We start from the raw sequence: 24,314 nt of genomic DNA, 5'->3' as shown, positions 1-24,314 counted from the left end.
TCGTAATTATTATTTACAAGGAGAATAGGTTCATGAATCAAGCGATCACACTACCAAATGGAGATCAGATGACTGCCCTGATCTTGGGCGAAGGTCCCCCGCTCCTCTGTCTGCATGCGCCATGCATCGGGTCGATCAACTTCTGCTTCCAACGGCCACTCGCCGATTCGTACACCTTAGTGATACCCGATTTGCCAGGTCATGGTCAGAGCAGCCCGCGCCCTACACCTTATTCGATCGAGGATCTCGCACAGACCTTGCACGCCCTCATGAATGAGCTGGGTCTTGAGCGCCCTTTTATCCTCGGCTATTCGCAGGGTGCCTCTATCGCACTCGCTTATGCGCTCTGTTTTCCGGCCGAAGTGCAAGGATTGATTTTGGTGGGCGCCTATTCAGAGGTGAACGATTTTTATTTGCACGGCCGCTTCTACATGGCGCAAACCATGGCGAGCATGCATGGCGTTCCCCTCCTCGCCAGAAGCATCGCTTCGTCTCATATCGATGACCCTGACCTCCGAGAGGAATGGATCACGCATGCCTCCCTGACGGACGCCGCTACCTTAAAACAGCTCTACACGGCAGGTCACGCTTACAACTGCACCGAAAGATTGCCAGAGGTCCATGTGCCTACACTCCTCGTTTATGGGGAGCTAGACAAACACATGCACGCTTACGGCCAGCTGCTCAGCAAAGGATTGCCGCAGGCTCAAGTGGCCATGATTCCAGGTGTTGCCCATCAAGTCGTGACCAAGGCTGCCGCTGATCTAAATCGGCTGTGCCGTGAGTTCACCTACGCAAAAACGGGAGGGTCATGATCCCTCCCGAAGCTGCTTTGTTTCGTTTTAGTTTTTCATCCTCGGGTCGAGTGCATCTCGCAAGCCATCCCCGATCAAGTTGAAGCCGAGAACAGTCAGCATGATGGACAAGCCAGGGAAAATAACGGTCCATGGCGCTTTTTGGATGTACTGGCGGGAATCGGACAGCATTTTCCCCCACTCAGGCTCAGGTGGCTGTGCGCCCAGACCTAGAAAGCCGAGAGCAGCCGCTTCGATGATCGCAGTCGCAATTCCCATCGTACCGGTAACGATGATCGGAGCGAGGCTATTTGGCAGAATGTGCTGCATCAGAATGCGGGAATCCTTCATCCCGATGGCCCGTGCCGCCATGACAAATTCTTCTTCTTTCAGACTGAGCACGCGCGAACGAACCAGACGTCCAAAAGTCGGGATGTTGATGATCGCAATCGCCAGCAGCGCATTTTGCAGAGAGGGCCCGAGAATCGCCACGATCGCGATCGCCAAAAGAATGCTCGGAAATGCCAGCATGATGTCAAAGATGCGGGAAATAATCGTGTCTACCCATTTCCCATAATATCCGGCAAGCAGCCCCAGGATGGTCCCCGCGATGACTGAACCGATCACGGAAAAGGTCCCTACCCACAGGGAAATGCGCGCCCCGTAAACCACACGGCTAAACACATCACGCCCGTTGTAGTCGGTGCCAAACCAATGTTCTCCTGAAGGCGGTTTGTTCTTCATCACCAGCTCGCCTTCATCATAAGGATATGGTGCGATCATCGGGGCGAACAGGGCGACGACTACGAAGAAGACAATGATCCCCAGTCCGACCATCGCGAGCTTATTCTTGCGCAAAGATTTCCAGGCTTCTCGCCAAGGTGAGATGATTTGCTCGTCTTTTACTTGCAGTGGTACTGTCTCTACTTGTGCATTTGCCATATCTCCTATCCCCCCTAGCGATATTTGATTCGCGGATCAATATAGGCATACAGGAGATCCACCAGCAGGTTAATTAAAACGAAAATCGTCGCAATCACCAAAATTCCTGACTGGATAACCGGATAGTCACGGTTGCCGATCGCAGTAAAAATGTATCGTCCCACTCCCGGCCATCCAAAGATGGTTTCAGTAAGCACCGCTCCTCCGAGGAGCAAGCCCGTTTGTAAGCCGATCACCGTCAGCACCGGAATCATTGCATTTTTCAAGGCATGCTTGTAAACTACCCAGAATTGAGCCAACCCTTTTGCTCTAGCCGTTCTTACGTAGTCAGCACGCATGACCTCCAGCATACTGGAGCGTGTAATACGTGCGATAATCGCCATCGGAATCGTACCCAGAGCGATACCAGGCAAAATCAGATGCTTGATGACCTCCCACAGCTGATCCCACTGTCCAGCGAGAAGCGTATCCAGTATATAGAACTGCGTAATGGCCTCCACGGGATTACGCGAATTGTCACGACCAACAGATGGCAGCCACTTCAGCTCTTGCGCAAAGAGCCATTGCTCCATCAAACCCAACCAGAAGATTGGCATGGAGACGCCAATCAAGGCGATCAACATCGCACAGTAGTCAAACCAGGAGTTTTGTTTCCAAGCAGAGAGAATTCCTGCATTCACACCAATGATTACAGCAAAAAGCATACTCACGATCGTCAGTTCTGTCGTCGCTGCCAGGTAAGGGCCAATTTCTTGTGTAATGCTTGCGCCGGAGTGAAGGGAAACACCCAAATCCCCCGTCAAAATCTGCTTCAAATAGTCGAAGTATTGAATGTACCAAGGATTGTTCAGACCAAGTACTTCTCGTAAATCTTCAATCGCTTTTGGACTTGCTTTCTCTCCCAAAATGGTGAGAGCCGGATCGCCTGGGATGGCACGAATGATAGAAAAAACGACAATCGACATGCCCAAGAGAACGGGGATGAGCATGAGAATTCTTCGGATGCTGTAGGATAGCAATGCCATCTCCTCGCTTTCCTTAAATAGAAAACTTCAAACAATGAGTGCGGAATAAATATAAGGAAAGGGCAAGAAGAGGGATACGCTCCTCTTACCCTTTCTGCTATTTGCGCGATCTGATCAAACCTACTCTTTGAACTCAACCTTCTCCAAGCTCTCGGAGCCTTTTGGATGCGGCTTGTAGTTGATGATGTTTGCTTTTGCAGCCAGTGCAGGAGTGGAGTGAGCCAGTGGAACCATTGGCACATCCTTAAAGATGATTTCTTGTACTTGCATGTACAGTTTTTCACGCTCTTCCTTCGTGGTCGCAGATTGTGCTTGCATCAGCAATTTGTGAGCATCTTCGTTTGCCCAACGCGTACGGTTGTTACCGCCGATGTTGTTTTTGTCCAGCAATGTAGCGAGGAAGTTGTCTGGGTCGCCATTGTCGCCAGTCCAACCGAGCATGAACATTTCTTGTTCGCCTGCTTTTGTTTTTTCCAGGTAAGTCGCCCATTCCATGGTCACGATTTCAGCTTCTACGCCGATCTTTTTCAGATCTTGCTGGATTGCTTCAGCGATTTTCACGCCATCTGGCATGTATGGACGAGCTACTGGCATTGCCCAGAACTTGATTTTGAAGCCGTTCGGGAAGCCTGCTTCCGTCAGCAACTGTTTTGCTTTGTCGAGATTGAACTCGCGGTCTTTAATGTTACCATTGTGACCCCAGATAGAAGGCGGCATTGGGTTCACTGCTGGTTGGCCCAGTCCTGCGAAGAATGCTTCAATGATAGCTGGCTTGTTGATTGCATAGGAGATCGCTTCACGAACTTTCGGATTGTCGAGTGGCTTTTTCTCTACGTTAAAGCCGACAAAGCCGATGTTCATGGAAGGACGCAGGATCAATTGCAGATCTTGATTGTCTTTCACCGCTTGTGCATCATCCGGATTCAGACCGTCCATCATGTCGATCTCGCCGGAGGTCAGTGCCGTCAGACGAGCTGTGTTCTCAGGAATGACTTTGAAAACGAGCTTTTCCAATTTCGGGAAGCCTGCGTTCCAGTAGTTCGGGTTCTTTTCCAACGTGATCGTGTCGTTGCGCTTCCACTCTTTGAATACGAATGGACCGGTACCAACAGGATTTTCGTTGAATTTCTCAGGACCCATCTCTTGCACCGCTTTAGGAGAAGCGATCGCAAAGCAAGACATACCCAGGTTTTGAATGAACGGAGCCAGCGGACGGTTCAGCGTAAATTTCACCGTTTGTGGATCAACCGCTTCCACGGATTTGATTACGTGGGTCTCGTCACCTTTGTATCCGCCAAACATGTCGTTGTAATACTCAAAGCCTTCTTTGTTGTGCTGTGGATGGCTTTTGTCCATCCAGCGCTCGAAGTTCCATTTCACTGCTTCTGCATTGAAATCAGTGCCATCGTGGAATTTCACTCCGGAACGCAGGTGGAACGTATACGTCAAACCGTCTGGAGCAATCTCCCATTTTTCAGCGAGGGAAGGAACCACTTCTGTGCTCTCTTCCGCGTAGCCTACCAATGTGTCAAATACGTTTTCTGTTATTTTGAAAGATTCACCATCCGTTTGTTGGATTGGGTCCAAACCAACGGAATCGCCTCCGCGACCGATGATCAACTGTTTGGAAGCGCTCTTAGCGGGTTCTGCAGCTGGTGCTGGCGCCGGTGTTTCTGTCTTTGGCTGTTCCGCCGGCTTTTGTGCGGTTTGAGTTCCGCCGCAACCTGAGAGCAGCATAGCTAGTGCAAGCAAGCTCGTCATGGCAGCAGAGAGTACTCTCTTCTTCATGAATAATCCCCCTCTTCTAAAATTTCAGTTTTCATACGTGGTAGAAGGCCATTAGTGTCATTCCTGCCTCGCATCCCCCCTTTGATGAGACTCTCGTCTAGCTGAAAGCAGACTACGACTTGTATAGATGGCAGGCGACAAAGTGCCCGTTCCCAGCATCTCGGAAGTCAGGTCGTTTTGTACGGCATTCATCTGTCACATGGGGGCAACGCGTATGGAATGTGCAACCGCTTGGCGGGTTGGCTGGGCTCGGCACATCCCCCTGGAGGATGACCCGCTCGCGCGCAGCGTCCGGATCCGGAGTTGGAACCGCCGACAACAAGGCTTTGGTATAGGGATGAAGCGGATTGCTGTAGAGCTGGCCGCTCGTCGTCAATTCCACAATCCTTCCCAAGTACATGACGCCAACCCTGTCGCTGATGTGTCTCACCACGCTCAGATCGTGCGCGATGAACAAGTAAGTCAAACCCATCTCCCTCTGCAAATCCTGCATCAGGTTCAGGACCTGAGACTGAATCGATACGTCCAATGCGGATACCGGCTCATCGGCGACAATCAGCTTGGGATTCAGCATCAGAGCACGGGCAATCCCGATCCGCTGGCGCTGGCCTCCACTGAACTGATGCGGATAACGCCTGGCATGATAGCTGCTCAAGCCTACGACCTCTAGCATTTCTAGCACTCTTTTTTTCCGTTCTGCCGAGCTGCCGATTCCGTGAACAATCAGAGGCTCCTCCAGAATCTTCTCAATATTGTGACGAGGATTCAGAGAGGCAAATGGATCCTGAAACACGATTTGCATGTCGCGGCGCATTTTCCGCATCTCATCTCTGGATAGCGACGATACATTCACTCCATCAAAGTGAATTTCTCCCGATGTCGGTTCGATCAAGCGCAGCAAGGAGCGCCCAGTCGTCGACTTCCCACAGCCGCTCTCCCCAACCAGCCCCAGCGTTTCTCCCCGTTTTACAGAGAACGAAACATCGTCTACCGCTTTTACGACTCCTACTTCCCCGCCGAGGACACCGCCTGTGATCGGATAGTATTTTTTCAAGTTTTTAACGACGAGTAATTCTTCAGTCACCTGCATGCTCCTCTCGGATTATTCAGCGATCCAGCAGCGGGAACGATGGTTCTCTCCCACAACCTTCAGCTCAGGCATTTCTTGTCGGCAACGATCCGTCACCTTGTCACATCGCGGAGCAAAGCGGCATCCGACTGTGAGTGAGCCTGGAATCGGTACGTTTCCGGGAATCGAATACAACCGCTCCTGCGATCCTTCCAGCTTGGGAAGCGACTGGAGCAAGCCTACGGTGTACGGATGCTGCGGATTTTTCAAAATGGTCCGCACATCACCTTCTTCAATGACGTTTCCCGCATACATGACTACGACCCGATGGCACATTTCCGCTACCACTCCGAGATCGTGCGTGATGAGCAGGATGGCCGTGTCTGACTCCCGGTTGCACTGTCTCATCAAGTCCAAAATCTGCGCCTGAATGGTCACATCCAGCGCCGTCGTAGGTTCGTCCGCAATCAAAAGCTCCGGATCGCACGCCATCGCCATCGCGATCATCACACGCTGACGCATACCGCCTGACAGCTGGTGGGGATATTCGTCCACGATTGCTTCCGCTCGAGGAATTCCGACTTTTTTCAGCATTTCCACTGCACGTTCCCTGGATTCCTTTTTGCTGGCCTTGGTATGTAAACGGACTGCTTCCCCGATCTGGTCGCCAATTGTAAAAACGGGATTGAGCGAGGTCATCGGCTCCTGGAAGATCATCGCGATTTCGTTGCCGCGAATTTCCCGCATTCGCTTCTCGTCTGCGCTAACCAGGTCTTCTCCCTTGAAGCGAATCGCCCCACCTACAATCTTTCCGGGAGGATTGGGAACCAGCTTCATGACGGAAAGCGAGGTTACGCTCTTTCCACAACCGGATTCGCCAACGATGCCGACTACTTCCCCTTTGTTTACTGTAATGGTAACTCCATCAACTGCTGGGATTTGGCCGCGGTCCGTAAAAAAGTGCGTCTGCAAATTTTCGATTTGAAGGACAGGTTGTGACACGTGGCGCACCTCTCTTACCGATATATTCAATAGAAATAGTTCTATCAATAGATATTATGCCATTAGTACAATTTTTTGGCAACACAATAAATTCGAACAATTATATCTTTACTGACTATATGCAATCTTGTTTTTATTTTGTGAAAGTATGATCAAAATCCTTTTCCGAGTCGGTTGGGCTCAGGCGCAGCTTGCGATACCCCACTTCTGTAAAATGTTCCAGAATCATCCTCATCAGCAAAAAAGACCCGCAGCCCCGGGTCTTTCGTCATTCGTTCTTTCTTCCTATTATTTTTTTGTCCATAAACAATTTCTACGGTTCAAAGAAGCTTCCTACCCAATCGACAAAAGTTTTGGCACCGCTTTTAATTGTCGAACCCATGGTCAGCCCCATGTTGCTCATGTAATTGACCATTTTCTCTGGATTGGCTGTCTGTACTTGTTTGCCCATCACTGCGATTTCCATTTTTCCCTGATCCATCTGTTTGATGTAGAAGGTCTGTGTCTGCACATCCGGCAGCCCGCTTACCTTTGAAATGCCCCTCTCAGCCGTCTGCAAGCCGATCACAACCCCGACCAGCAGGATCACCAAAAGCCCCGTCAGTTTTGTCGTCACGTTCATGCTCGTCACCTCTTCGCCGGTTCGTCCGCTACCGGTTTTCCGACTTTTTCCGCCTTCAGGTAGTAAGCTGCAAATACGTCCGCTAAAGCTTCCGCCGTATTGTAGCTTTCCTGCAAGGTATTTTCCGTACCACCGATCTCCATTAACAGGCTTCCCGGTGAAATGGACTGGTTATACTCGCCGTGATCAGTTTTTGCACCTTTTTCCATCACACCCCGGGAAAGCTCTGGATACATTTCTTCCATCAGCTGGTGCAGCTCTGTCGCAAACGCTTCGTTTTTCTCAAAGCTCTTGTTGCGCTTCCCGATGACGAACATGACTCGTGCATAGCTTTTTCCTTTTATCGTGACTGTTGTTCGATCCCGCGGGGCAGTGTCTCGATGCAGATCGAAGAAGTAGTGAAGTTCGCGATTGTTTTCTGCTGCCGCTTTCACGACCTGCAGAGACTGGGCGTATGACAGCGCGTAGTCCTTTTTCTGATTCAATAGCTCCTGGTAAATATCATCCTTGCTCACATCCGAGCCGATTCCTCGTTCGTTCAGTGCTTCCGAAAGGCGTTTTCCTACCAGGGAGATGTTTCTCGTCGGATGATCCACGGAGGTGCCTACGGGCTTGGTCTCGCTGTACCAAGACTCCCGGTTGTGTGTGTTGTAGACGTAGACGATCTTCTTGCCACCCGTATTCGGCTTGGCAACCGGCTTGGTCGCCTCTTCTGCTGCCGGTTTGTCCCCCGCCGCCTCTTCTTGCTGCGGGAGCGGAACGGCATCTGAAGCATCGATGACCTGCTTCGGATGGGGAGGATACTCTACGTAAAAGTCTGCCAGCGTCGCCCCTTTGCCTGCTACGACGAAGCGTGCATCTTCCGTCGTAACCATGCCCGGCAGCTCTCTTCCCAGCAGGCTCCGCAAATCGCCCGGTTGGATGCTCGTCGCAAGCTGGAACAGAAAACCTGTGACGCTATTCGTCCGACGGTCAGAGGTGGTCTGCACCGTTTCACCCAGTACCGGAATTTCCTGGCCCATCCATCCCAGAATAGCGAGACTGGATACATGTGTCGCTGCTTGTTGAACAGCGGAGGACGCGATCATCATTCGGTTGCCGCCTAGCGAGAGCACCCCGGTTATGACAAACAAAAAGGCTGTTATAAACGACAGGACAGCGAATTGTCGCTGGATGATGGAAGCCATCTGTCTCACTCCTCATGCTGTGGCATTGTAGCGGGTGTCCCGCTTGTCTATGCTTTAGCTTATGAGCCTCATAGAGACGATAGAACCCCATTCCTAGCATTTCTCTCAATTCAGTGAGAGGGCCTTTTCCACCGCTAGTTAGTGCGTGTAGGCGCCGCTGTTCTCCTCATTTACAGCACTGTGCAGAGCGCGATTCAAACCTGTCGCGATCACATTGGAGATCCCTTCCATGAAGTCATCCACCTCTTTGGGAGTGACCACCAGATCCTGCCCAAGCGGCCTTAGAACCTCGTGAATCAGCTGCCGCTTTTCTTCTTCCGGCAGCGAGCCTACCAGACCCATGAACGTCTTGCGCGACTCAAGGTCTGGGAGATCCACCTCGGTGTACGGCTCCTTGCGCTCTGGCAGGGTGCTCATGGTGAGCTTGTTGAAAGCACGCTTGCTCTCCGCCATGGATTGCCCGAAGTGGCCGAGCAGATAGGTGATGGCGTCATTGACGATGGTCGATGCGAAAACGACGGTCGGAACGCCAATCGCAATCACGGGAATGCCCAATGTTTCCTTATCGATGGCTTTGCGCTTGTTGCCGACACCTGAGCCGGGATGAATTCCAGTATCCGATATTTGAATGGTGGTGTTTACGCGATGCAATGCCCGTGAAGCGAGTGCATCAATGCAGATGACAAAATCCGGCTTGCTTTTTTCCACCACGCCAAACACGATCTCACTCGTTTCAATCCCTGTAATCCCGAGGACTCCCGGCGAGAGCGCACTTACTTCCCGATAGCCTTCTCCCACCGTATCCGGCGCCAGCTTGTATAGGTGCCGGGTGACCAATAAATTTTCCACCACCATCGGCCCGAGCGCATCCGGCGTCACATTCCAGTTGCCCAGGCCGACGACGAGCGCCTTTTTATCCTCGGTAATTCCCAGCTTCATCAGAAAACTGGCGAATTCCAGTGCAAAACGTTTCGTTACCTGCTCTTCAATAGAGGTATCATTGTCGCGCAGCTTGGGAACCTCAATGGTAATGTAGTGGCCAGGCAGCTTTCCGATTGCCCTGCCTGCCTCCTCATTCTGGACGTGAAGGCGGGTGACCTTTATATTGGCTTCTTCATCGTCAGCCTGAAGCCATACGCCGGGAATATTGCTCTCATTTTCCTGCTGCGCTAACTCATGGGCCTCCACGGCAAGATCGGTGCGAATCGAGTATCCTGACAGGTCGATATTATGTTCCAAGGTCATTTTGCTCCCTTCTCCATTTTGTTCCTGCTACTAGGTTGCTTGAATCCTTCATTTTTATTCCGAATCCTTTCTTGCAAATGGATACAGCCCATGCTAGAATTACTTTGTTGTATGACTGTATGTCTATGGTCGTCTAAGGAGGTGACACACATGCCAAACATTAAATCCGCGATTAAGCGCACCAAAACCATTGAAAAGCGACGCGCACACCGTGCTTCTCAAAAGTCTGATCTGCGCACTTCCCTGAAGAACTTTGAGAAAGCTGTCGCCGCTTCCGATGTAGCATTGGCGAAATCCACTCTTCTGGTGGCTGTGAAAAAGCTGGACAAGGCCGCTTCGAAAGGTCTCATTCATAAAAACGCAGCAAACCGTCAAAAGTCTCGTTTGATGAAAAAGCTTAACGTTCTGAGCGCTCCTGTAGCGTAAGAGACCACTTGCAGAAAAAACCCCGCGAACATCGTTCACGGGGCTTTTTCTTTTTTATCCGGCGGTGCGATTCCGCGCTTCGTGGGCTCGCGTGATAAACAGCTCCAACGCCAAGCGCTTGTCCACTTGCCCTGACTTCATCCGAAAATCCTCTTCCGCCAAAATGAGCAGCAGCTTTTTCAAAGAATCCTCCGAGAAGTGGCGCGCCTGCTCCATCGCTTTTTTCACTGCGTACGGGTGCATTTTGATCATCCCTGCGATTTGCTGCTGCGAATAGCCGCGTGGTGCGAGCTGTCTCACCTGCAGCAGCATGCGAAATTGCCTCGCAAACAGGGACAGCAGCTTGATCGGCTCCTCTCCCGTCTTCATGCAGTCGTAAAGCATGCGAAGCGCCCTGTCGAGCCTTCCGGATGCGACCTGCTCAATCAGTGCAAAGACATCCTGCTCCAGCGTCCTTGCGCATAAATCCTCGATCACCTGATCCGTTATCTTGCCACCGTTTCCTACATACAGCGCAAGCTTCTCCACTTCTTTGTCCAAAAGCCTAAGCTCGCTTCCGACCCGCTCCACCAGCTTCATTGCCTGCGGCCGGTCAATAGACGCCTGGAATTTATCCGCCTGCCTTTCTACCCATGCATACAGGTCAGCATCCCGCAGCAGGGAGAACGGAATGACTTTTGCCTTTTGCTGCAGCGTTTTGACCAGCTTCTTCCGCTCATCCAGCTTCTCGGCATCTGTATGTAAAATGAGGGTCGTATAGGCAGGGGGATTCTGCAAATAGCCGAGCAATGCGTCAGGGTCGCTCTCCACTTTCGATGGAGGCTTGCTTCCTGTCAAAAAATACGCTTGCCTCGCGATGACCAGGCGATGCTCGCCCATAAAGGGCAGCGTTTCGGCGTCCTGCAGGATGTCACCGAGACTTGTTTCCGTGCAATCGTATACGCTCACATTCAGATCACTGAAATCCGGGTCGATCATCTCTCGCCGCGCCAATGACAGAAACTCTTCTGCCAGAAAGGACTCCGGACCGTGCAGCACGTAGACGGGAGAAAAATGCTTTTGTCGTATTTCCCGAATAGCCGATACCAATGGCATGGAGCTCTCCCCTTCCTTTCCTTGCTTGTCCTGCGCTATTATAGCATACAAATTAGAAAACTTGGCTGCGTCCAGCTTTTTGGTGCAGCCGTAAAGCTCCGATCCGCAAGAAAAAAACCGCTCCCATAATGGTAAGCGGTTTTTCTAACTGTTGGCACCTCTATGTAAACGTTTAGGGAAAAGCCCCGGGATTCCTCCTCCCCAAACGGTAAGCAGGGGGTGCTTGATAATGTAGGATACGCAAGACTCCCCTGTTCGGTGCCGGTCCACATGTGATTTCCGCATTTTATCTCTCCGCAAATTTCACATTAGTCTTCGTCGTTCTCATCTTCTTTTTCTTTTTTGTCTTTCTTATTGCTGTTGCCTTTGTCTTTCTCCTTGCTCTTGCTCTTGTCCCTGTCCGCGTCGCCACTCTCTTTGTCGCGAGCTTTGTTCTTTTCGTCCTCGTCCGATTTCTCCTCTAAGCCGAATGGGAACGCCGGTGGCTTTGGGTCCTTCACTATAGGTTTTGGCGAGACTGCAGGATTGGTGGCTGGCGGTTTCGTATCCGGCTTCTTGACGGAATGATTGTTATTTGGCTTGGAGACTTTCTTTACAGTCTGCTTTTTGTCAGGCGAAGAAGATTGCGTCGCCTGTTTTTCCCCCTCCGGTGGATTCGATGTAGATGGATTAGTGCTGGGAGTTGGAGCAGGCGGTCCCACTACTGCGGGTTTCTCCTCTGCCGGTGTGACGGTTTCCGCCCCCTGCTGATACGCGTCTAGCTCGGACTTCTTGCCATCACTACCTGTAAACAAAATTCCAATCAGAAGGCAGGCAGCCACTGCGGTGCTACCGATACTGGCCAACCACACTTTCATCCGCTTCCACTTTTTCGTTTCCGACGGCGAAGACACGTTGCGCTTAACTTCCAGAGTGGGCAGGTTTTCTTCATTCAGCGCAAATGCTGCGGCGGGAACGGCCGCTGCTGATTCCAGTCTCGGCAGAATGGAATCCACGATGCTGAATGATGGTACGACAGGGGGCAGCTTTTCCAGCTGCTCTGAAACATTTTTCAGTCGGTTGTACTTCAGTTGCAGGTCAGAATCTTTGCGAAGGATCATGTATAGCGCGTCTTGTTCTGTGGGAGAAAGATCGCCATCCAGATCGCGCTGCATCCATTCCCAAATTTCCTCGTTTGTCATCAACCGATTCCCCCTTTCTGGTAGTCGTACAGAAGTTCCTGCAATTGTTGTCTAGCCCGGAACAAATACGACTTTACTGTGTTAAGCGGCAAATCTAAAGCTTCCGCAATTTCCTGGTAGGATAAGTCCTCCAGATAGCGGAGTACTACGACCATCCGATATTGCCTTGGCAATTTTCCGATGGCTTCCTGAATGTCATTTGACAATCCAGTGAGAAGGATTTCATCTTCTACGTTGTTTCGATCAGGGATTATCAGCTCATGCTCGTCTATTGAGACCGTTTCCTTCTTCGCTCGGAATTTATCCATGCAAACGTTGCTGACGATTCGTTGAACCCAGGTGGAAAACTTCGCCTTTTCCTGATAGGTATCTAATTTTCGGTAGACACGAATAAGCACTTCCTGGGCAGCATCGAGAGCGTCCTGTTCGTTCCCAAGAATATAGTAAGCGCTGCGGTAAACGGAGGTCTCAATGGATCGGAGCAGATCGACGAGCGCATCATGATCCCCGGACTGCGCTTTCCTGATCAGTTCCGCTTCCTGCATATTCTCCTCTCCCCCCTACAGACGGATCGTTCAAAGAAAAGGTTGCAACCACATTATGTATTTGATCCTTGGGTCTGCCAAACCATCCCCTCAGGCGTAATGATCAGCGTCACAGCGCCATGCCTGTCGGTTCTGTACACCTTGGAGCCTGATTTTTTTAATCGTTGCATAGCTTCTGCCGATGGATGTCCATAGCGATTGTTTGTCCCCACAGAAATTACAGCGGTTTTGGGGCGTATGGCAGCCAAAAAAGCATCTGAGCTAGATGTATTGCTGCCGTGGTGTGCTACTTTTAATACATCCACCTCTGGCAAACCGCCCTGTACTACTCGACTCTCCCCGTCACTCTCGATGTCGCCGGTGAACAACACCGTTTTCCCGTACGCGGTGAGCTGCAGCACGATGGAGGCTTCGTTACCGGAAGCTGATGATGTTTGTCCCGGTTCGACCCATTTCCAATTCACTCCCGGGGCATCCGACCACGTCTGCCCGGGGCTTCCCGTCAAAATCGGAACTCCCTTTTGTTGAAACTGCCGTATAATGTCTCTCTCTATTCCCTCAGGTGGTGCCCCATTCACTAGAACCTCGCCAAAAGAAAATCGGGGCACGAGTGCAGCCATTCCGCCAATGTGATCCAGATCGCCGTGCGTCATGACGACTCGGTCAATCCTCTCAATTCCCCTCGCTCTCAAAAAAGGGAGTACGATATCCTTTCCCACTTCAAAAGGATCACGTCTTTCCCTCCATGCTTCGCGAGCAGGGAAGCGAAAAGTCCCACCTGCATCAATTAAGTATACCTTCTTATCGGTAACTTCGACAACGATTGAATCCCCCTGACCGATATCAAGGAAGGTAATCCTCACTTCCTGATATCCCGAGAAGGGCTGCCTGGCCAGTACAATGAACCCGATAAACAAGGCCAAATAGACGATTGCATCTCTTTGCCGATGATACCCCATCTTCCACAAAATGGGCAACATGAACAAGAAGCCAGCATAAAGCAAAATCCACCACCAATCTGGATGCGGCCAATGAGAAAACGGAAGGTTCCATCGAATCATGGCAAACAACGGTTCATGCAGGGTTTTTAACAGATAGGTTGACACCAGTACAGGCCAGCCTGCCAAAAACGGATGAAGCATGCCCGCAACGAGAGCGATATACCCAAGCGGCAAAACAACCAGGGACAGAATGGGCGTTATGACCAGGTTGACGAGCCAGGAAAGCATAGAAAACTGATGAAAGTGATAGAGCAGAAACGGAAAGGACACGGCTTGAGCAGCCAGCGTAACCGCTACCAGCGTACGGATCCACAGGGGGATTCGAATGAAGATGTGCTGGCTAAACGGTACGAAAAGAATGAGACCGAGGGTGACGGCAAACGAAAGCTGAAACCCGATCTGCCACAGCAGATATGGATTGACCAGCAGCATGACGATGAGGGCGCCTGCCCAAACGTCTTTTCCATCGACCCTTTTGCCCAACACTTGACAGGCGAGTCCGACTCCCCCCATAAGCCCGGAACGAACTGCCGAGGCACTCGCTCCGACGAGAAGCACATATCCGATGAGCATGCCGATCGTGGCTAGCAATGCCCACCTGCGGGCCACCCCAGCTCGTTCCAAGATCCACATGAACATGCTGCTGACAAGCGTGACATGCAATCCGGAAATAGCCAGGACATGGCTCAGTCCCAAATCCGCGTACATCTCCTGCAGCTCGGGGTCCACATCCTCCCCCACGCCCAATAGCAATGACTTCATATACCCTGCCGCCTCAGGATCATCAAACAGCAAATCGATTCTGCCAGCCGCATCCGTTTGCCAGCTTTGAAATGGTGCCCAAAGGCTGCTTTGCTCCTCTATCCGGACTGTGCCGTAGGAGCCTTCTCCAATTACGTGTATCCCTTGCCAGTGCAAATATCGCGAATAGTCGAACGCGTGCGGATTGCGGGCTGCCGCGGGGACAGAGAGCCGAATACGCCCTGACCACTGGCTGCCTCTTTTCCAGGTATCGACGCGATCCGCTTCGTCTTTGTGATCCAAAAGGATGCGGACGGCTATCCGCTCTCTTTGGCTTAGTTTATTCCATTTATTACCACTCAATGTCCATTCTTGCATGTCGAGATGAAACCGGGCGACATCGCCATCTCGGACCACTGCCGAGTCAATCGTTCCGCGCACCCACACGCTGCTCTCCTGAACGGCATAAGGCTTTAGCACGGATTGATGGAGAATCTCGTACCCATAAAAATAGAGACCTGTTAAAATAGAGAGGAAAGTATAGGCCAGAATCCACCTGCGCAGATGAACGGGGATAGCGGTGATCAAGGCAACGGCCAGCCCGATTCCTCCCGCTGCCAGCAGCCAGGCCTGGTGCAAATAGGACGACAAAATCAGTCCGACAACCATTGAGATGCTGGCTCTGTACAACGTCACGCACACTCCCCCGATCCTCTTGTCGAAACATTCTTTCGCATTCCCGAGTATATCCTGGTTCTCCGGGACAAAAATAGGAATGGATAGGCTTGCCAGCCATATGCAGGCTGAGGATTGTAGGCATTCGGAGTCATTGCGCTGACTGTCGATACATGATAGAGTTAGCAGGAGCAATCCAGTGAGAGGAAGAGTCATTTCATATGTGTGGAATCGTATCACTCTACAACAAGCGGCAAACACCTGTCGGGCAAGAAGCAATCAGCGCGATGACCGGTGTCATTCTGCACCGCGGTCCAGACGACGATGGTTTCCATCTAGAGGATAACGTCGCCCTGGGCTTTCGTCGTTTAAGCATCATTGACGTGGAAGGCGGACACCAACCGCTGTTTAATGAAACCCGAGACATCTGGATCATTGGGAATGGGGAAGTCTACAACTATAAGGAATTGCAACAATGGTTAAAGGACATCGGTCACGTCTTCCACACCGATTCTGATATCGAAACCATCCTGCACCTCTACGAGGAAGTAGGAACGGACGCTCCCAAGCATCTTCGCGGAATGTTCGGTTTTACCATCTACGATTCTCGCAAAAAACGGCTTTTTGGCGCGCGTGACCATTTTGGTATCAAGCCACTCTACTACGTGGAGACTGGCGATTCTATCGGGGTGGCAAGTGAAATCAAGAGCCTGCTTGAAATGCCGGGGCTGAAACGGGAAGTGAATCACAAAGCCTTTTATCACTACCTGACGTTCCAGTACGTACCGGATCCGGAAACCATGTACCGAGGGATCTACCGCGTACCGCCTGCCCACTCGTTTATCATCGAAAACGACCAGATCAAACTGGAACGTTATTGGGATGTCGAGTTCAACCCTGATGAGAGCAAGCCTCTCTCTTACTTTGTAGAAGGAACCCGCAGCGTCCTGCTCGAATCGGTCGACAAGCACCGTGTGAGCGAGGTGCCACGCGGAGCGTTCCTTTCCAGCGGGGTTGATTCCAGCAGTATCGTCGGCATGCTCCGCACGTTTGAGCCTGTCAAAACCTTTTCTGTCGGTTCTGACATACCAGGCTACAGCGAGCTGGATTTTGCGAAGCGAACTGCACAATATTTGGGTTCCGAGCATCACGAGATGGTCGTGAGTGCCCAGCAATATATGAACGAACTGCCGCGCCTCATCTGGCACCAAGACGAACCGGTAGCGGATCCATCCGCGATCCTGCTCTACTTTGTCGCACAGATGGCGAGCGAGCACGTCACCGTCGTTCTCTCCGGAGAAGGAGCGGACGAATTTTTCGGCGGCTACAACATTTATCGGGAGCCGAATTCCTTGAAAATGTTCTCTGGCATGCCTGGCTGGATGCGTCATTCCATCGGGTACATGGCAGAACGCCTGCCCGATCAAGTCAAAGGGAAGAATTTCCTGATCCGTGGTTCGAAGACAGTGGAAGAGCGTTTCTTCGGGAATGCATTGATCTTCAGTGAAGAGTTGAAAAAACGTGTCGTGATGGAAGATATCGCCAACTCGAGCGCGTATGTTTCTCCATTCACGGTAACAGAGGAAATTTACAAGCGCGCTTCCCAGTATGATGATGTTACCAAAATGCAGTATTTGGACATCCATACCTGGCTGCGCGGCAACATCCTGATGAAGGCTGACAAAATGACGATGGCCAATTCCCTGGAGCTGCGCGTGCCTTTCATCGACCTGAAAGTCTTTGAATTTGCCGCCACCATCCCGACGAAGTACAAAATTGCGAACGGAACGACCAAGCACGTTCTGCGCGAGGCCATGAAGGACTTCTTGCCGCCGGAAATCAAGATGAGAAAGAAACTGGGCTTCCCTGTACCGACTCGTCATTGGCTGAAGAACGAGTTCTACAAATGGGCGAAGGAAATCGTTTTCGAATCCAAAGTGGACGATCTGATCAACAAAGCCTACGTTCTCTACATGCTGGATGAGCATCGGGAAGGCAACGCGGATTACAGCCGCAAAATCTGGACGATCCTCGTCTTCATGCTGTGGCATCAGATCTTCATCGAGCAAAAACACACATTTGACCCCTATGTGAGCCCGAATGTCGACCTTCGACGGAAGAAGAATTCGCTCCAGCATATCGGTTAAGGAAAACATTTGCACACCCTCTCTTACTTTTCGTAGCATCGTTGTTAGAGAAGCCTGCTTCTCTTCAAGGATACTCGACGAGACAAGGGAGGGTTTTTTGTGTTCGCGGATTGGTGGGAGCGTTATCGCCGTATACTTTTGGGCATCGGAGCGATCGTGTTCATCGGAAGCAGTCTGTGGCTCTACCAGGCACGCAGTTCGGAACAGAGTGGTATGGAATCGCAGCTGCCTTTGATCGCTCCGGCGTACGCTTCAGCAGAATCCACCCCTAACTCAGAAGACTCCCTCGGGGTACAAAAAGAGTTGACTCCCCCAAAGACCAGCGATGCACGGGTGAATATGAAGGAGACTCCTCCCCCACTCTTTGTAGACGTCAAGGGACGAGTCAAGCAGCCGGGGCTGTATCAGTTGAATGCAGGTATGCGGGTCGCGGATGCCATCGCCAAGGCTGGAGGAGCCTCCGCCGATGCCGACCTGGAACAAATCAATCTGGCCGCGCCTTTGACTGACGGGACGGCCATCGTCATCCCTGCGAAAGGGAGCCTGCCATCCCCTGGAGCAGGGATGAGTCTCCCCTCCCCGTACAAACCGGCTGCCGCCAGCCAAACCGCTGCTGGTACCGGTGAGACCATCAATATCAACACCGCAACGGCAGAGCAGTTCATGAGTTTGCCTGGTATCGGGGAAGCAAAAGCCAAAGCGATTCTCCGCTATCGCGAGGAACACGGCAGCTTTCGATCCCCCGATGAGCTGAAGGAAATTCAAGGGATCGGTGACAAAATGACGATCGGATCAAGGATCGCATACGGATTCAGTAGCTTCGCTCATTCTGCGGTCATGATGCATGAACGCGTCACATACAATGGGGAAAGAATAATGGATGGAGGTATGGACATGGATAGGATCGGGTTCATCGGTACAGGCAGCATGGGCAGCATCCTCATTGAAGCGTTGCTGTCAGCCAAAGCCCTGTCCCCCGGCCAGATCATCATGAGAAATCGCACACCGGCCAAAGCAGAGCAGCTGGCGGCCCGCCACCCCGGATTAGTCATTGCCCCGAGCAATGCCGAGTTGGCCATGCAAGCACGCGTATTGCTGCTGTGCGTAAAACCGCTGGAATATAAGGTCATGCTAGAGCAGATCCTCCCGGAATTGACACCAGAGCACCTTTTGATTACCATTACGAGCCCGATTAAGCTCGCTCAGCTGGAGGAGATTGTCCCATGTGCAGTCGCCAGGGTCGTGCCGAGCATTACAAATGCAGCTCGCAGCGGGATCAGTCTATGCGAATTCGGTTCCCGGATAAAGGATGAGCAGAAGCAAACCATTCTCTCCCTCTTCTCCCAAATCAGCCAGCCTACTTTAATCACAGACTCCTTCTTGCGTGTCACCTCCGACATCACCAGCTGCGGCCCTGCATTTCTCAGTTACATTCTCCAACAGATGATTCAGGACGCCGTGTCCGAAACAGGCATCTCCCACGAGGCAGCCACGTATTTGACCACCCAGATGTTCATCGGAATGGCAGATCTATTAAAAGAGGAAATCTTTACTCTCCCCTCCCTGCAGGAGCGCGTCTGTGTTCCTGGCGGGATCACCGGAGAAGGTCTCATTGCCCTGAAGAACGGTATACCCGGTGTTTTTGCCGATGTATTTCATCGTACGCATGCCAAATTTGCTGAAGATCAGGAACTGGCGGAGCGTAAGCTGGCCCATCAGCTCGAATAAGCAAAAAGGAGTGCGAACCTGCCTTGCGACAGGTCTCACTCCTTTTTTCATTTACCATTATCGAATGACGATATTGACGAGCTTGCCCGGTACCGCAATCATTTTCACGATGGTTTTTCCATCGATCAGTTCTTTGATCACTTCGTTAGCCAAAGCCAGCTCTTCCATTTGTTCTTTGGTGGAATCGGAAGCGATCAGCAGCTTTTCCTTGTTCTTGCCGTTTACTTGCAGCACGATCTCCACTTCATCCTCTACCAGCTTGGATTCATCGTAGGTAGGCCAAGCCTCGTAAGCCAGCGTCTCGCTGTGTCCCAGCTTCTCCCACAGTTCTTCTGCGATATGAGGCGTGATTGGGGACAGCATTTTCACGAAGTCTTCCATGTATTTCTTCGGCAGTACATCCGCTTTGTATGCTTCATTTACGAATACCATCAGCTGGGAAATACCTGTGTTGAAACGCAGACCTTCGTAGTCTTCTGTCACTTTCTTCACCGTTTGATGGTAAACGCGCTCCATACTGCCTGCTTTGGTCGTATCGACGATCTTCTCGTTCAGCTCTCCGCTGTCGTTTACAAACAGGCGATAGACGCGGTCCAGGAAGCGGCGGGCACCGTCCAGGCCTTTTGTAGACCAAGCGATCGAAGCATCCAGCGGCCCCATGAACATCTCATACATACGCAAGGTATCTGCGCCATGGCTGTTCACGATGTCATCCGGATTTACGACGTTTCCTTTGGACTTACTCATTTTTTCGTTGTTCTCACCCAAGATCATACCCTGGTTGAACAGCTTTTGGAACGGTTCCTTGGTAGGCACGACACCGATGTCGTACAGGAATTTGTGCCAGAAGCGGGAGTACAGCAAGTGCAGTACTGCATGCTCCGCACCACCGATGTAAATGTCAATCGGCAGCCATTCCTTCAATTTATCCGGATCGGCCAGTGCTTTTTCGTTGTGCGGATCGATAAAGCGCAGGAAGTACCAGCAGCTGCCTGCCCATTGCGGCATTGTGTTTGTCTCACGGCGAGCTTTTTGGCCAGTTACCGGATCTACGATGTTAATCCAGTCCGTGATATTCGCCAGCGGGGATTCACCTGTCCCGGATGGCTTGATTTCTTTTGTTTTTGGCAAAATAATCGGCAGCTCTTCTTCTGGAACCACTTTCATCGTGCCGTCTTCCAGGTGGATGATTGGAATCGGCTCTCCCCAATAACGTTGACGGCTGAACAACCAGTCACGCAGACGGTAGGTTACCTTGCGATTTCCTTTCCCGTTCTCCTCCAGCCATTCGATCATCTTGCGGATCGCTTCTTCTTTGTTCAGTCCGTCCAGGAAGCCGGAGTTGATGTGCGGGCCGTCACCGGCGAACGCTTCTTTGGAAATGTCTCCGCCTTCGATGACCTCTTTGATTGGCAGATCAAATGTTTTCGCGAATTCGTAGTCGCGCTCATCATGTGCAGGCACCGCCATGATGGAACCCGTACCATAGCTGATCAGGACGTAATCGGCGATCCAGATCGGCAGACGCTCGCCATTCACTGGGTTGATGGCGTATGCTCCTGTAAATACCCCTGTTTTTTCTTTTGCCAGGTCTGTACGCTCCAGGTCGCTCTTGCGCTTCGCTTGCTCCAGATACGCCTCTACGGCTTCTCTTTGAGCAGGGACCGTGATCAGGTCTACCAGCTTGTGCTCTGGCGCCAATACGGCGTAGGTCGCACCAAACAGGGTGTCAGGACGTGTCGTGAAGACGGTGAAGCCTTCCTCATGACCTTCGATGCTAAAGGTAACCTCTGCCCCTTCGGAACGGCCAATCCAGTTGCGCTGCATTTCCTTGATGCTCTCCGGCCAGTCCAGCTCTTCCAGGTCAGCCAGCAGGCGCTCCGCGTAAGCAGTAATTTTCAGGACCCATTGCTTCATCGGACGGCGCTCGACTGGATGTCCTCCACGCTCACTTTTGCCATCGATGACCTCTTCATTCGCCAAAACCGTACCCAGTGCCGGGCACCAGTTTACTGCAACTTCATCAATGTAGGCCAAACCGTGCTCATACAGCTTGGTGAAAATCCATTGCGTCCATTTATAGTAGTGCGGGTCCGTCGTGTTAATTTCGCGATCCCAGTCATAGGAGAAGCCCAAGGACTTGATCTGACGGCGGAAGTTGTTGATGTTTTGCTCGGTAAATTCAGCAGGGTCGTTCCCTGTATCGAGCGCGTACTGCTCAGCAGGCAATCCGAAGGCATCCCAGCCCATCGGGTGCAAAACATTGTAGCCCTGCATTCTCTTCATACGGGACAAAATATCCGTAGCCGTATAGCCCTCTGGATGGCCTACATGCAGTCCTGCTCCAGATGGATACGGAAACATATCGAGCGCATAAAACTTCTTTTTGCCTTCGTCTTCGGAGGTTTTGAAAGTCTTGTTTTGCTCCCAGTATTGCTGCCACTTCTTCTCGACGTTGCGATGATTAAAAACCATGGTAAAGCACTCCCATCCTAAATGGTGAAAAATAAAAAAACCCCACGTCCCCATCGATTAACGAAAAGGGACGAGAGGTTGTGTTTACTCCCGCGGTACCACCCAGATTGGTGAACGGAACATCATTCACCCACTTATTTCCATCCATAACGGAGATGATCCGCTTTCCCTTACTCAATCGAATTCCTCAATCTTGGGGGAAAGTGCTGGGAGGCGAGTTCAGATCACTCCGGGTTGACTTGCACCTGCCGTCAACTCTCTAGCACACGGAGTTAATGCCTACTATTCCTCTTTCAACGCGTCGAATTTTGCAGTTATAACACGATTATAGTAAATAGGAACCAATCATGTCAACGTCTCGGCTTGGATGCGGCGAAAAATAGGCGATCGCTCTTCTCCGATGGGGGCTGATCCGAATATCCGGCTGTCAAAACGATGTCTGTAAATCCGGCATCCTTGAGCCAACGAATCATCTGAATGGGCTGATAGGCTCGCTGCCAGTGCTCTTCTTCCATGCGCTTGTAGAGACCGTCTGGCTGGCGGATGAAAAACGTCAGCTGATGCTCCACCTCCAGGCGCAGCGGGTCGCAAAAACATTGCCAAATGTACGAAACTTCATCATCGACGTAGGTGAAGGTCTCATCTCCGAAGATGTGCAGCATTTTATAAGGACTGTGCACATCGAACAAAAAGCTGCCTCCTTCGGCGAGATGGTCGAACACCTTTCGAAAGGTTTCCTGCACATCTTCCTCTTCGGTCAAGTAGCTGAGAGAATCGCACAGCGAAATGACGGCATCTGCCTGCGGTAAATCCAGCTCTCGCATGTCCTGCTCGACCCACGTGACATCTGCCTGTTCCCGGCGCATTTTATCATAGGCGATTGCCAGCATTTCAGCCGACAAGTCTACACCCGTCACCCGGTAGCCGCGCTTGGAGAGCGGGATGGCAATCGTCCCCGTCCCGCAGCCCAGATCTATTACGTTCCGTGGCTTATCCCCTTTTGCCCAATGACGCTCCACCCAATCCAGCCATTGGTCGTAGGGAGTATCGGCCATCAGCTTGTCGTAAACTGCCGCCATATGCGCGTAGGCCATAGTCGATTACCCTTGCTCTGAGAAGGAAACAACCTCTGCATCCTTCCACAGACGCTCCAAGTTGTAAAACTCGCGATCTTCACGATGGAACACATGGATGACGACGTCTCCCAGATCCACGAGCACCCAGCGCCCTTCCTCAGCGCCTTCGATTCCGCGCACGTTCATTCCACTCTTGTGTGCCTGATCGCGAATTTCTTTGACGATCGCCTGTACTTGACGCTCGTTGTTTCCGTGGCAAATCATAAAGTAGTCTGCGACGGCGGATAAATTTCTGATATCCAGCACCATCAGATTTTCAGCTTTCTTATCCTCGGCTGCTTTCACGACCAAACGAGCCAAATCCTCAACTGTCTTAACCATTAAACCCTCCTACTCTCCCTTTTCGGGAAATCAAGTCGTTGTATGCCAATAGCGTCAACGGAAACACCGTCTTTTGCTTTTCAATTAAAAATTGCATCGTTCCCCCAAGCGCCAAAGCAAGTGCGGCATCCAGATCTTTTTCTGCGAGCTCGCGGATTTGCTCTACTCCAGGGAAATTGCGGTTGGGTTCTATATAGTCTGCCACACAAACCACTTTTTCTAACAGGGTCATCCCTGCTCGACCCGTCGTGTGATAGCGGACAGCCTGCAAAATTTCCGGGTCCATAATGCCGAGGTCTGTCTGGATGACGATCGCTCCGGCAAAAGCGTGCCAAAGCTCTTTCTCTCCTTCCAGCAAGTCCGTCGGCATATCGTGGCGCACCAGAATTTCAAACATCTTGTCTACTGGCCAGCACTTGCAGTAATCGTGCAGATAGCCTGCCAGCTCCGCTTTCTCGGGATCGGCCCCGTAGCGTACAGCCAGCTTCCTGGCCGAGTCGGCGACTCCCAGCGTATGCGTATAGCGTTTATCATGCATTTGCGCCCGCACCAAAGCGAGCAGCTCCTCCCGATTACTCCACACTTTCATAGAATCGGTTCTCCTTTATATACCGCTCCACCGAATTTGGAACCAGGTAGCGGATGCTCTGCCCCGCCGCCGCTTTTTCCCGGATGAGCGTAGAGGAAATATCCCAGACAGGCATCTCGACAAAGGTCACATCCTCACGGGATACCTGCTCGAGGGTAGCGCCTGGCCTCGCCAAGCCGATGAATCCAATCAGGCGGCTAAGCTCCTCATACCGATACCATTTCGGCAGGATCTCTACCATGTCTCCCCCAATGATAAAGGAAAAACGGCAGTCTGGAAACTGATCCACCAGCTGCACGATTGTGTCGTACGTATAAGAAGGGCCTTCCCGCTTCAGCTCAATATCCGTCACCCGAAACGACTCATGGTCTGCGACGGCCAGCTCCACCATTTGCAGGCGAGTGGCAGCGGAAGTGAGACCGTCCCGTTTCTTGTGCGGAGGAATATGCGTGGGCATGAACCATACCTCATCCAATCCCGCTTGCTCGCGCGCCTGCTCTGCGGCGAGCAAATGACCGCAGTGGATTGGGTCGAAGGTGCCACCCATGATTCCTACATGCTTGATCCTGTCGGTCATGTC

The 24,314-nt window shown here is 51.6% G+C and carries 21 protein-coding genes, 1 pseudogene and 1 other annotated feature; of the genes and pseudogenes, 5 read left to right on the top strand and 17 right to left on the bottom strand.

Annotation, left to right across the window (positions count from 1 at the left end; all coding sequences use genetic code 11):
• Positions 1 to 32: 32 nt before the first annotated feature.
• Entirely contained in the window at positions 33 to 815 is a 783-nt protein-coding gene (locus JNE38_RS10650) for an alpha/beta fold hydrolase (protein WP_203356528.1), read from the top strand.
• A gap of 27 nt (positions 816 to 842) precedes the next feature.
• Here the strand turns inward: JNE38_RS10650 and JNE38_RS10645 are convergent, their stop codons facing one another.
• The 8 genes from JNE38_RS10645 to gpr all read right to left on the bottom strand — a co-directional run bounded on the left by JNE38_RS10645 (position 843) and on the right by gpr (position 9,668).
• Complete coding sequence (locus JNE38_RS10645) at positions 843 to 1,736, bottom strand: ABC transporter permease (RefSeq protein WP_203356527.1); 894 nt, start codon at positions 1,734 to 1,736, stop codon at positions 843 to 845.
• Between the two features lie 14 nt (positions 1,737 to 1,750).
• Entirely contained in the window at positions 1,751 to 2,761 is a 1,011-nt protein-coding gene (locus tag JNE38_RS10640; protein WP_203356526.1) for an ABC transporter permease, read from the bottom strand.
• Positions 2,762 to 2,881: 120 nt separating this feature from the next.
• Positions 2,882 to 4,549, bottom strand: a complete 1,668-nt coding sequence (locus JNE38_RS10635; RefSeq protein WP_203356525.1) for an ABC transporter substrate-binding protein — start codon at positions 4,547 to 4,549, stop codon at positions 2,882 to 2,884.
• Positions 4,550 to 4,661: 112 nt separating this feature from the next.
• The gene (locus JNE38_RS10630) at positions 4,662 to 5,633 is read right to left on the bottom strand and encodes an ABC transporter ATP-binding protein (protein WP_275296697.1); all 972 of its coding nucleotides are present in this window, start codon (positions 5,631 to 5,633) and stop codon (positions 4,662 to 4,664) included.
• An 18-nt stretch (positions 5,634 to 5,651) separates the two neighbouring features.
• The gene (locus JNE38_RS10625; protein ID WP_203356523.1) at positions 5,652 to 6,620 is read right to left on the bottom strand and encodes an ABC transporter ATP-binding protein; all 969 of its coding nucleotides are present in this window, start codon (positions 6,618 to 6,620) and stop codon (positions 5,652 to 5,654) included.
• A gap of 313 nt (positions 6,621 to 6,933) precedes the next feature.
• Positions 6,934 to 7,242, bottom strand: coding sequence for a DUF3679 domain-containing protein (locus tag JNE38_RS10620; RefSeq protein WP_203356522.1), 309 nt, complete (start codon positions 7,240 to 7,242; stop codon positions 6,934 to 6,936).
• Between the two features lie 5 nt (positions 7,243 to 7,247).
• Complete coding sequence (gene spoIIP / locus JNE38_RS10615) at positions 7,248 to 8,429, bottom strand: stage II sporulation protein P (RefSeq protein ID WP_203356521.1); 1,182 nt, start codon at positions 8,427 to 8,429, stop codon at positions 7,248 to 7,250.
• A gap of 138 nt (positions 8,430 to 8,567) precedes the next feature.
• A complete protein-coding gene (gene gpr, locus JNE38_RS10610) occupies positions 8,568 to 9,668 on the bottom strand; it encodes a GPR endopeptidase (protein ID WP_428993719.1) in 1,101 nt (366 codons plus the stop codon).
• Between the two features lie 156 nt (positions 9,669 to 9,824).
• On the opposite strand from gpr, the gene rpsT reads away from it, so the two are divergent.
• Positions 9,825 to 10,100: a 30S ribosomal protein S20 gene (rpsT, locus tag JNE38_RS10605; protein WP_023554815.1), complete on the top strand. Its 276-nt coding sequence runs from the start codon at positions 9,825 to 9,827 to the stop codon at positions 10,098 to 10,100.
• A 54-nt stretch (positions 10,101 to 10,154) separates the two neighbouring features.
• On the opposite strand, the gene holA is transcribed toward rpsT, so the two are convergent.
• From holA to JNE38_RS10585, 4 genes are all read right to left on the bottom strand, one after another.
• Entirely contained in the window at positions 10,155 to 11,195 is a 1,041-nt protein-coding gene (holA, locus tag JNE38_RS10600; RefSeq protein ID WP_203356519.1) for a DNA polymerase III subunit delta, read from the bottom strand.
• A 308-nt stretch (positions 11,196 to 11,503) separates the two neighbouring features.
• Positions 11,504 to 12,376, bottom strand: coding sequence for a hypothetical protein (locus tag JNE38_RS10595; protein ID WP_203356518.1), 873 nt, complete (start codon positions 12,374 to 12,376; stop codon positions 11,504 to 11,506).
• Complete coding sequence (locus JNE38_RS10590) at positions 12,376 to 12,921, bottom strand: RNA polymerase sigma factor (RefSeq protein ID WP_203356517.1); 546 nt, start codon at positions 12,919 to 12,921, stop codon at positions 12,376 to 12,378. Before JNE38_RS10590 ends, JNE38_RS10595 begins: the two co-directional genes overlap by 1 nt.
• A gap of 53 nt (positions 12,922 to 12,974) precedes the next feature.
• Positions 12,975 to 15,359, bottom strand: a complete 2,385-nt coding sequence (locus tag JNE38_RS10585) for a DNA internalization-related competence protein ComEC/Rec2 (protein ID WP_238933617.1) — start codon at positions 15,357 to 15,359, stop codon at positions 12,975 to 12,977.
• Between the two features lie 200 nt (positions 15,360 to 15,559).
• On the opposite strand from JNE38_RS10585, the gene asnB reads away from it, so the two are divergent.
• The 3 genes and pseudogenes from asnB (at position 15,560) to comER (ending at position 19,213) form a co-directional block, all read left to right on the top strand.
• Positions 15,560 to 17,485, top strand: coding sequence for an asparagine synthase (glutamine-hydrolyzing) (gene asnB / locus JNE38_RS10580; RefSeq protein ID WP_203356516.1), 1,926 nt, complete (start codon positions 15,560 to 15,562; stop codon positions 17,483 to 17,485).
• A 213-nt stretch (positions 17,486 to 17,698) separates the two neighbouring features.
• Positions 17,699 to 18,256, top strand: a pseudogene (locus JNE38_RS30600) (helix-hairpin-helix domain-containing protein); the annotation flags it as partial.
• Positions 18,257 to 18,379: 123 nt separating this feature from the next.
• Positions 18,380 to 19,213, top strand: a complete 834-nt coding sequence (comER, locus tag JNE38_RS30595; RefSeq protein WP_238933715.1) for a late competence protein ComER — start codon at positions 18,380 to 18,382, stop codon at positions 19,211 to 19,213.
• Positions 19,214 to 19,270: 57 nt separating this feature from the next.
• Here the strand turns inward: comER and leuS are convergent, their stop codons facing one another.
• The 5 genes from leuS to JNE38_RS10550 all read right to left on the bottom strand — a co-directional run bounded on the left by leuS (position 19,271) and on the right by JNE38_RS10550 (position 24,311).
• Positions 19,271 to 21,688, bottom strand: coding sequence for a leucine--tRNA ligase (gene leuS / locus JNE38_RS10570; protein ID WP_203356514.1), 2,418 nt, complete (start codon positions 21,686 to 21,688; stop codon positions 19,271 to 19,273).
• Between the two features lie 63 nt (positions 21,689 to 21,751).
• Positions 21,752 to 21,994, bottom strand: a binding site (T-box leader).
• 44 nt (positions 21,995 to 22,038) lie between these two features.
• Positions 22,039 to 22,782, bottom strand: a complete 744-nt coding sequence (locus JNE38_RS10565) for a class I SAM-dependent DNA methyltransferase (RefSeq protein ID WP_203356513.1) — start codon at positions 22,780 to 22,782, stop codon at positions 22,039 to 22,041.
• 6 nt (positions 22,783 to 22,788) lie between these two features.
• Positions 22,789 to 23,145, bottom strand: a complete 357-nt coding sequence (gene rsfS, locus JNE38_RS10560; RefSeq protein WP_203356512.1) for a ribosome silencing factor — start codon at positions 23,143 to 23,145, stop codon at positions 22,789 to 22,791.
• Complete coding sequence (gene yqeK / locus JNE38_RS10555) at positions 23,138 to 23,734, bottom strand: bis(5'-nucleosyl)-tetraphosphatase (symmetrical) YqeK (protein WP_203356511.1); 597 nt, start codon at positions 23,732 to 23,734, stop codon at positions 23,138 to 23,140. Before yqeK ends, rsfS begins: the two co-directional genes overlap by 8 nt.
• Positions 23,718 to 24,311, bottom strand: a complete 594-nt coding sequence (locus tag JNE38_RS10550; protein ID WP_238933616.1) for a nicotinate-nucleotide adenylyltransferase — start codon at positions 24,309 to 24,311, stop codon at positions 23,718 to 23,720. Before JNE38_RS10550 ends, yqeK begins: the two co-directional genes overlap by 17 nt.
• Between the last annotated feature and the right edge of the window lie 3 nt (positions 24,312 to 24,314).

The sequence above is a fragment of the Brevibacillus choshinensis genome, from assembly GCF_016811915.1.
In the GTDB taxonomy this organism is placed as follows: domain Bacteria; phylum Bacillota; class Bacilli; order Brevibacillales; family Brevibacillaceae; genus Brevibacillus; species Brevibacillus choshinensis_A.
The sequence above is the reverse complement of the archived record's forward strand: the minus strand, read 5'-3'. Positions and strand labels throughout refer to the sequence as shown.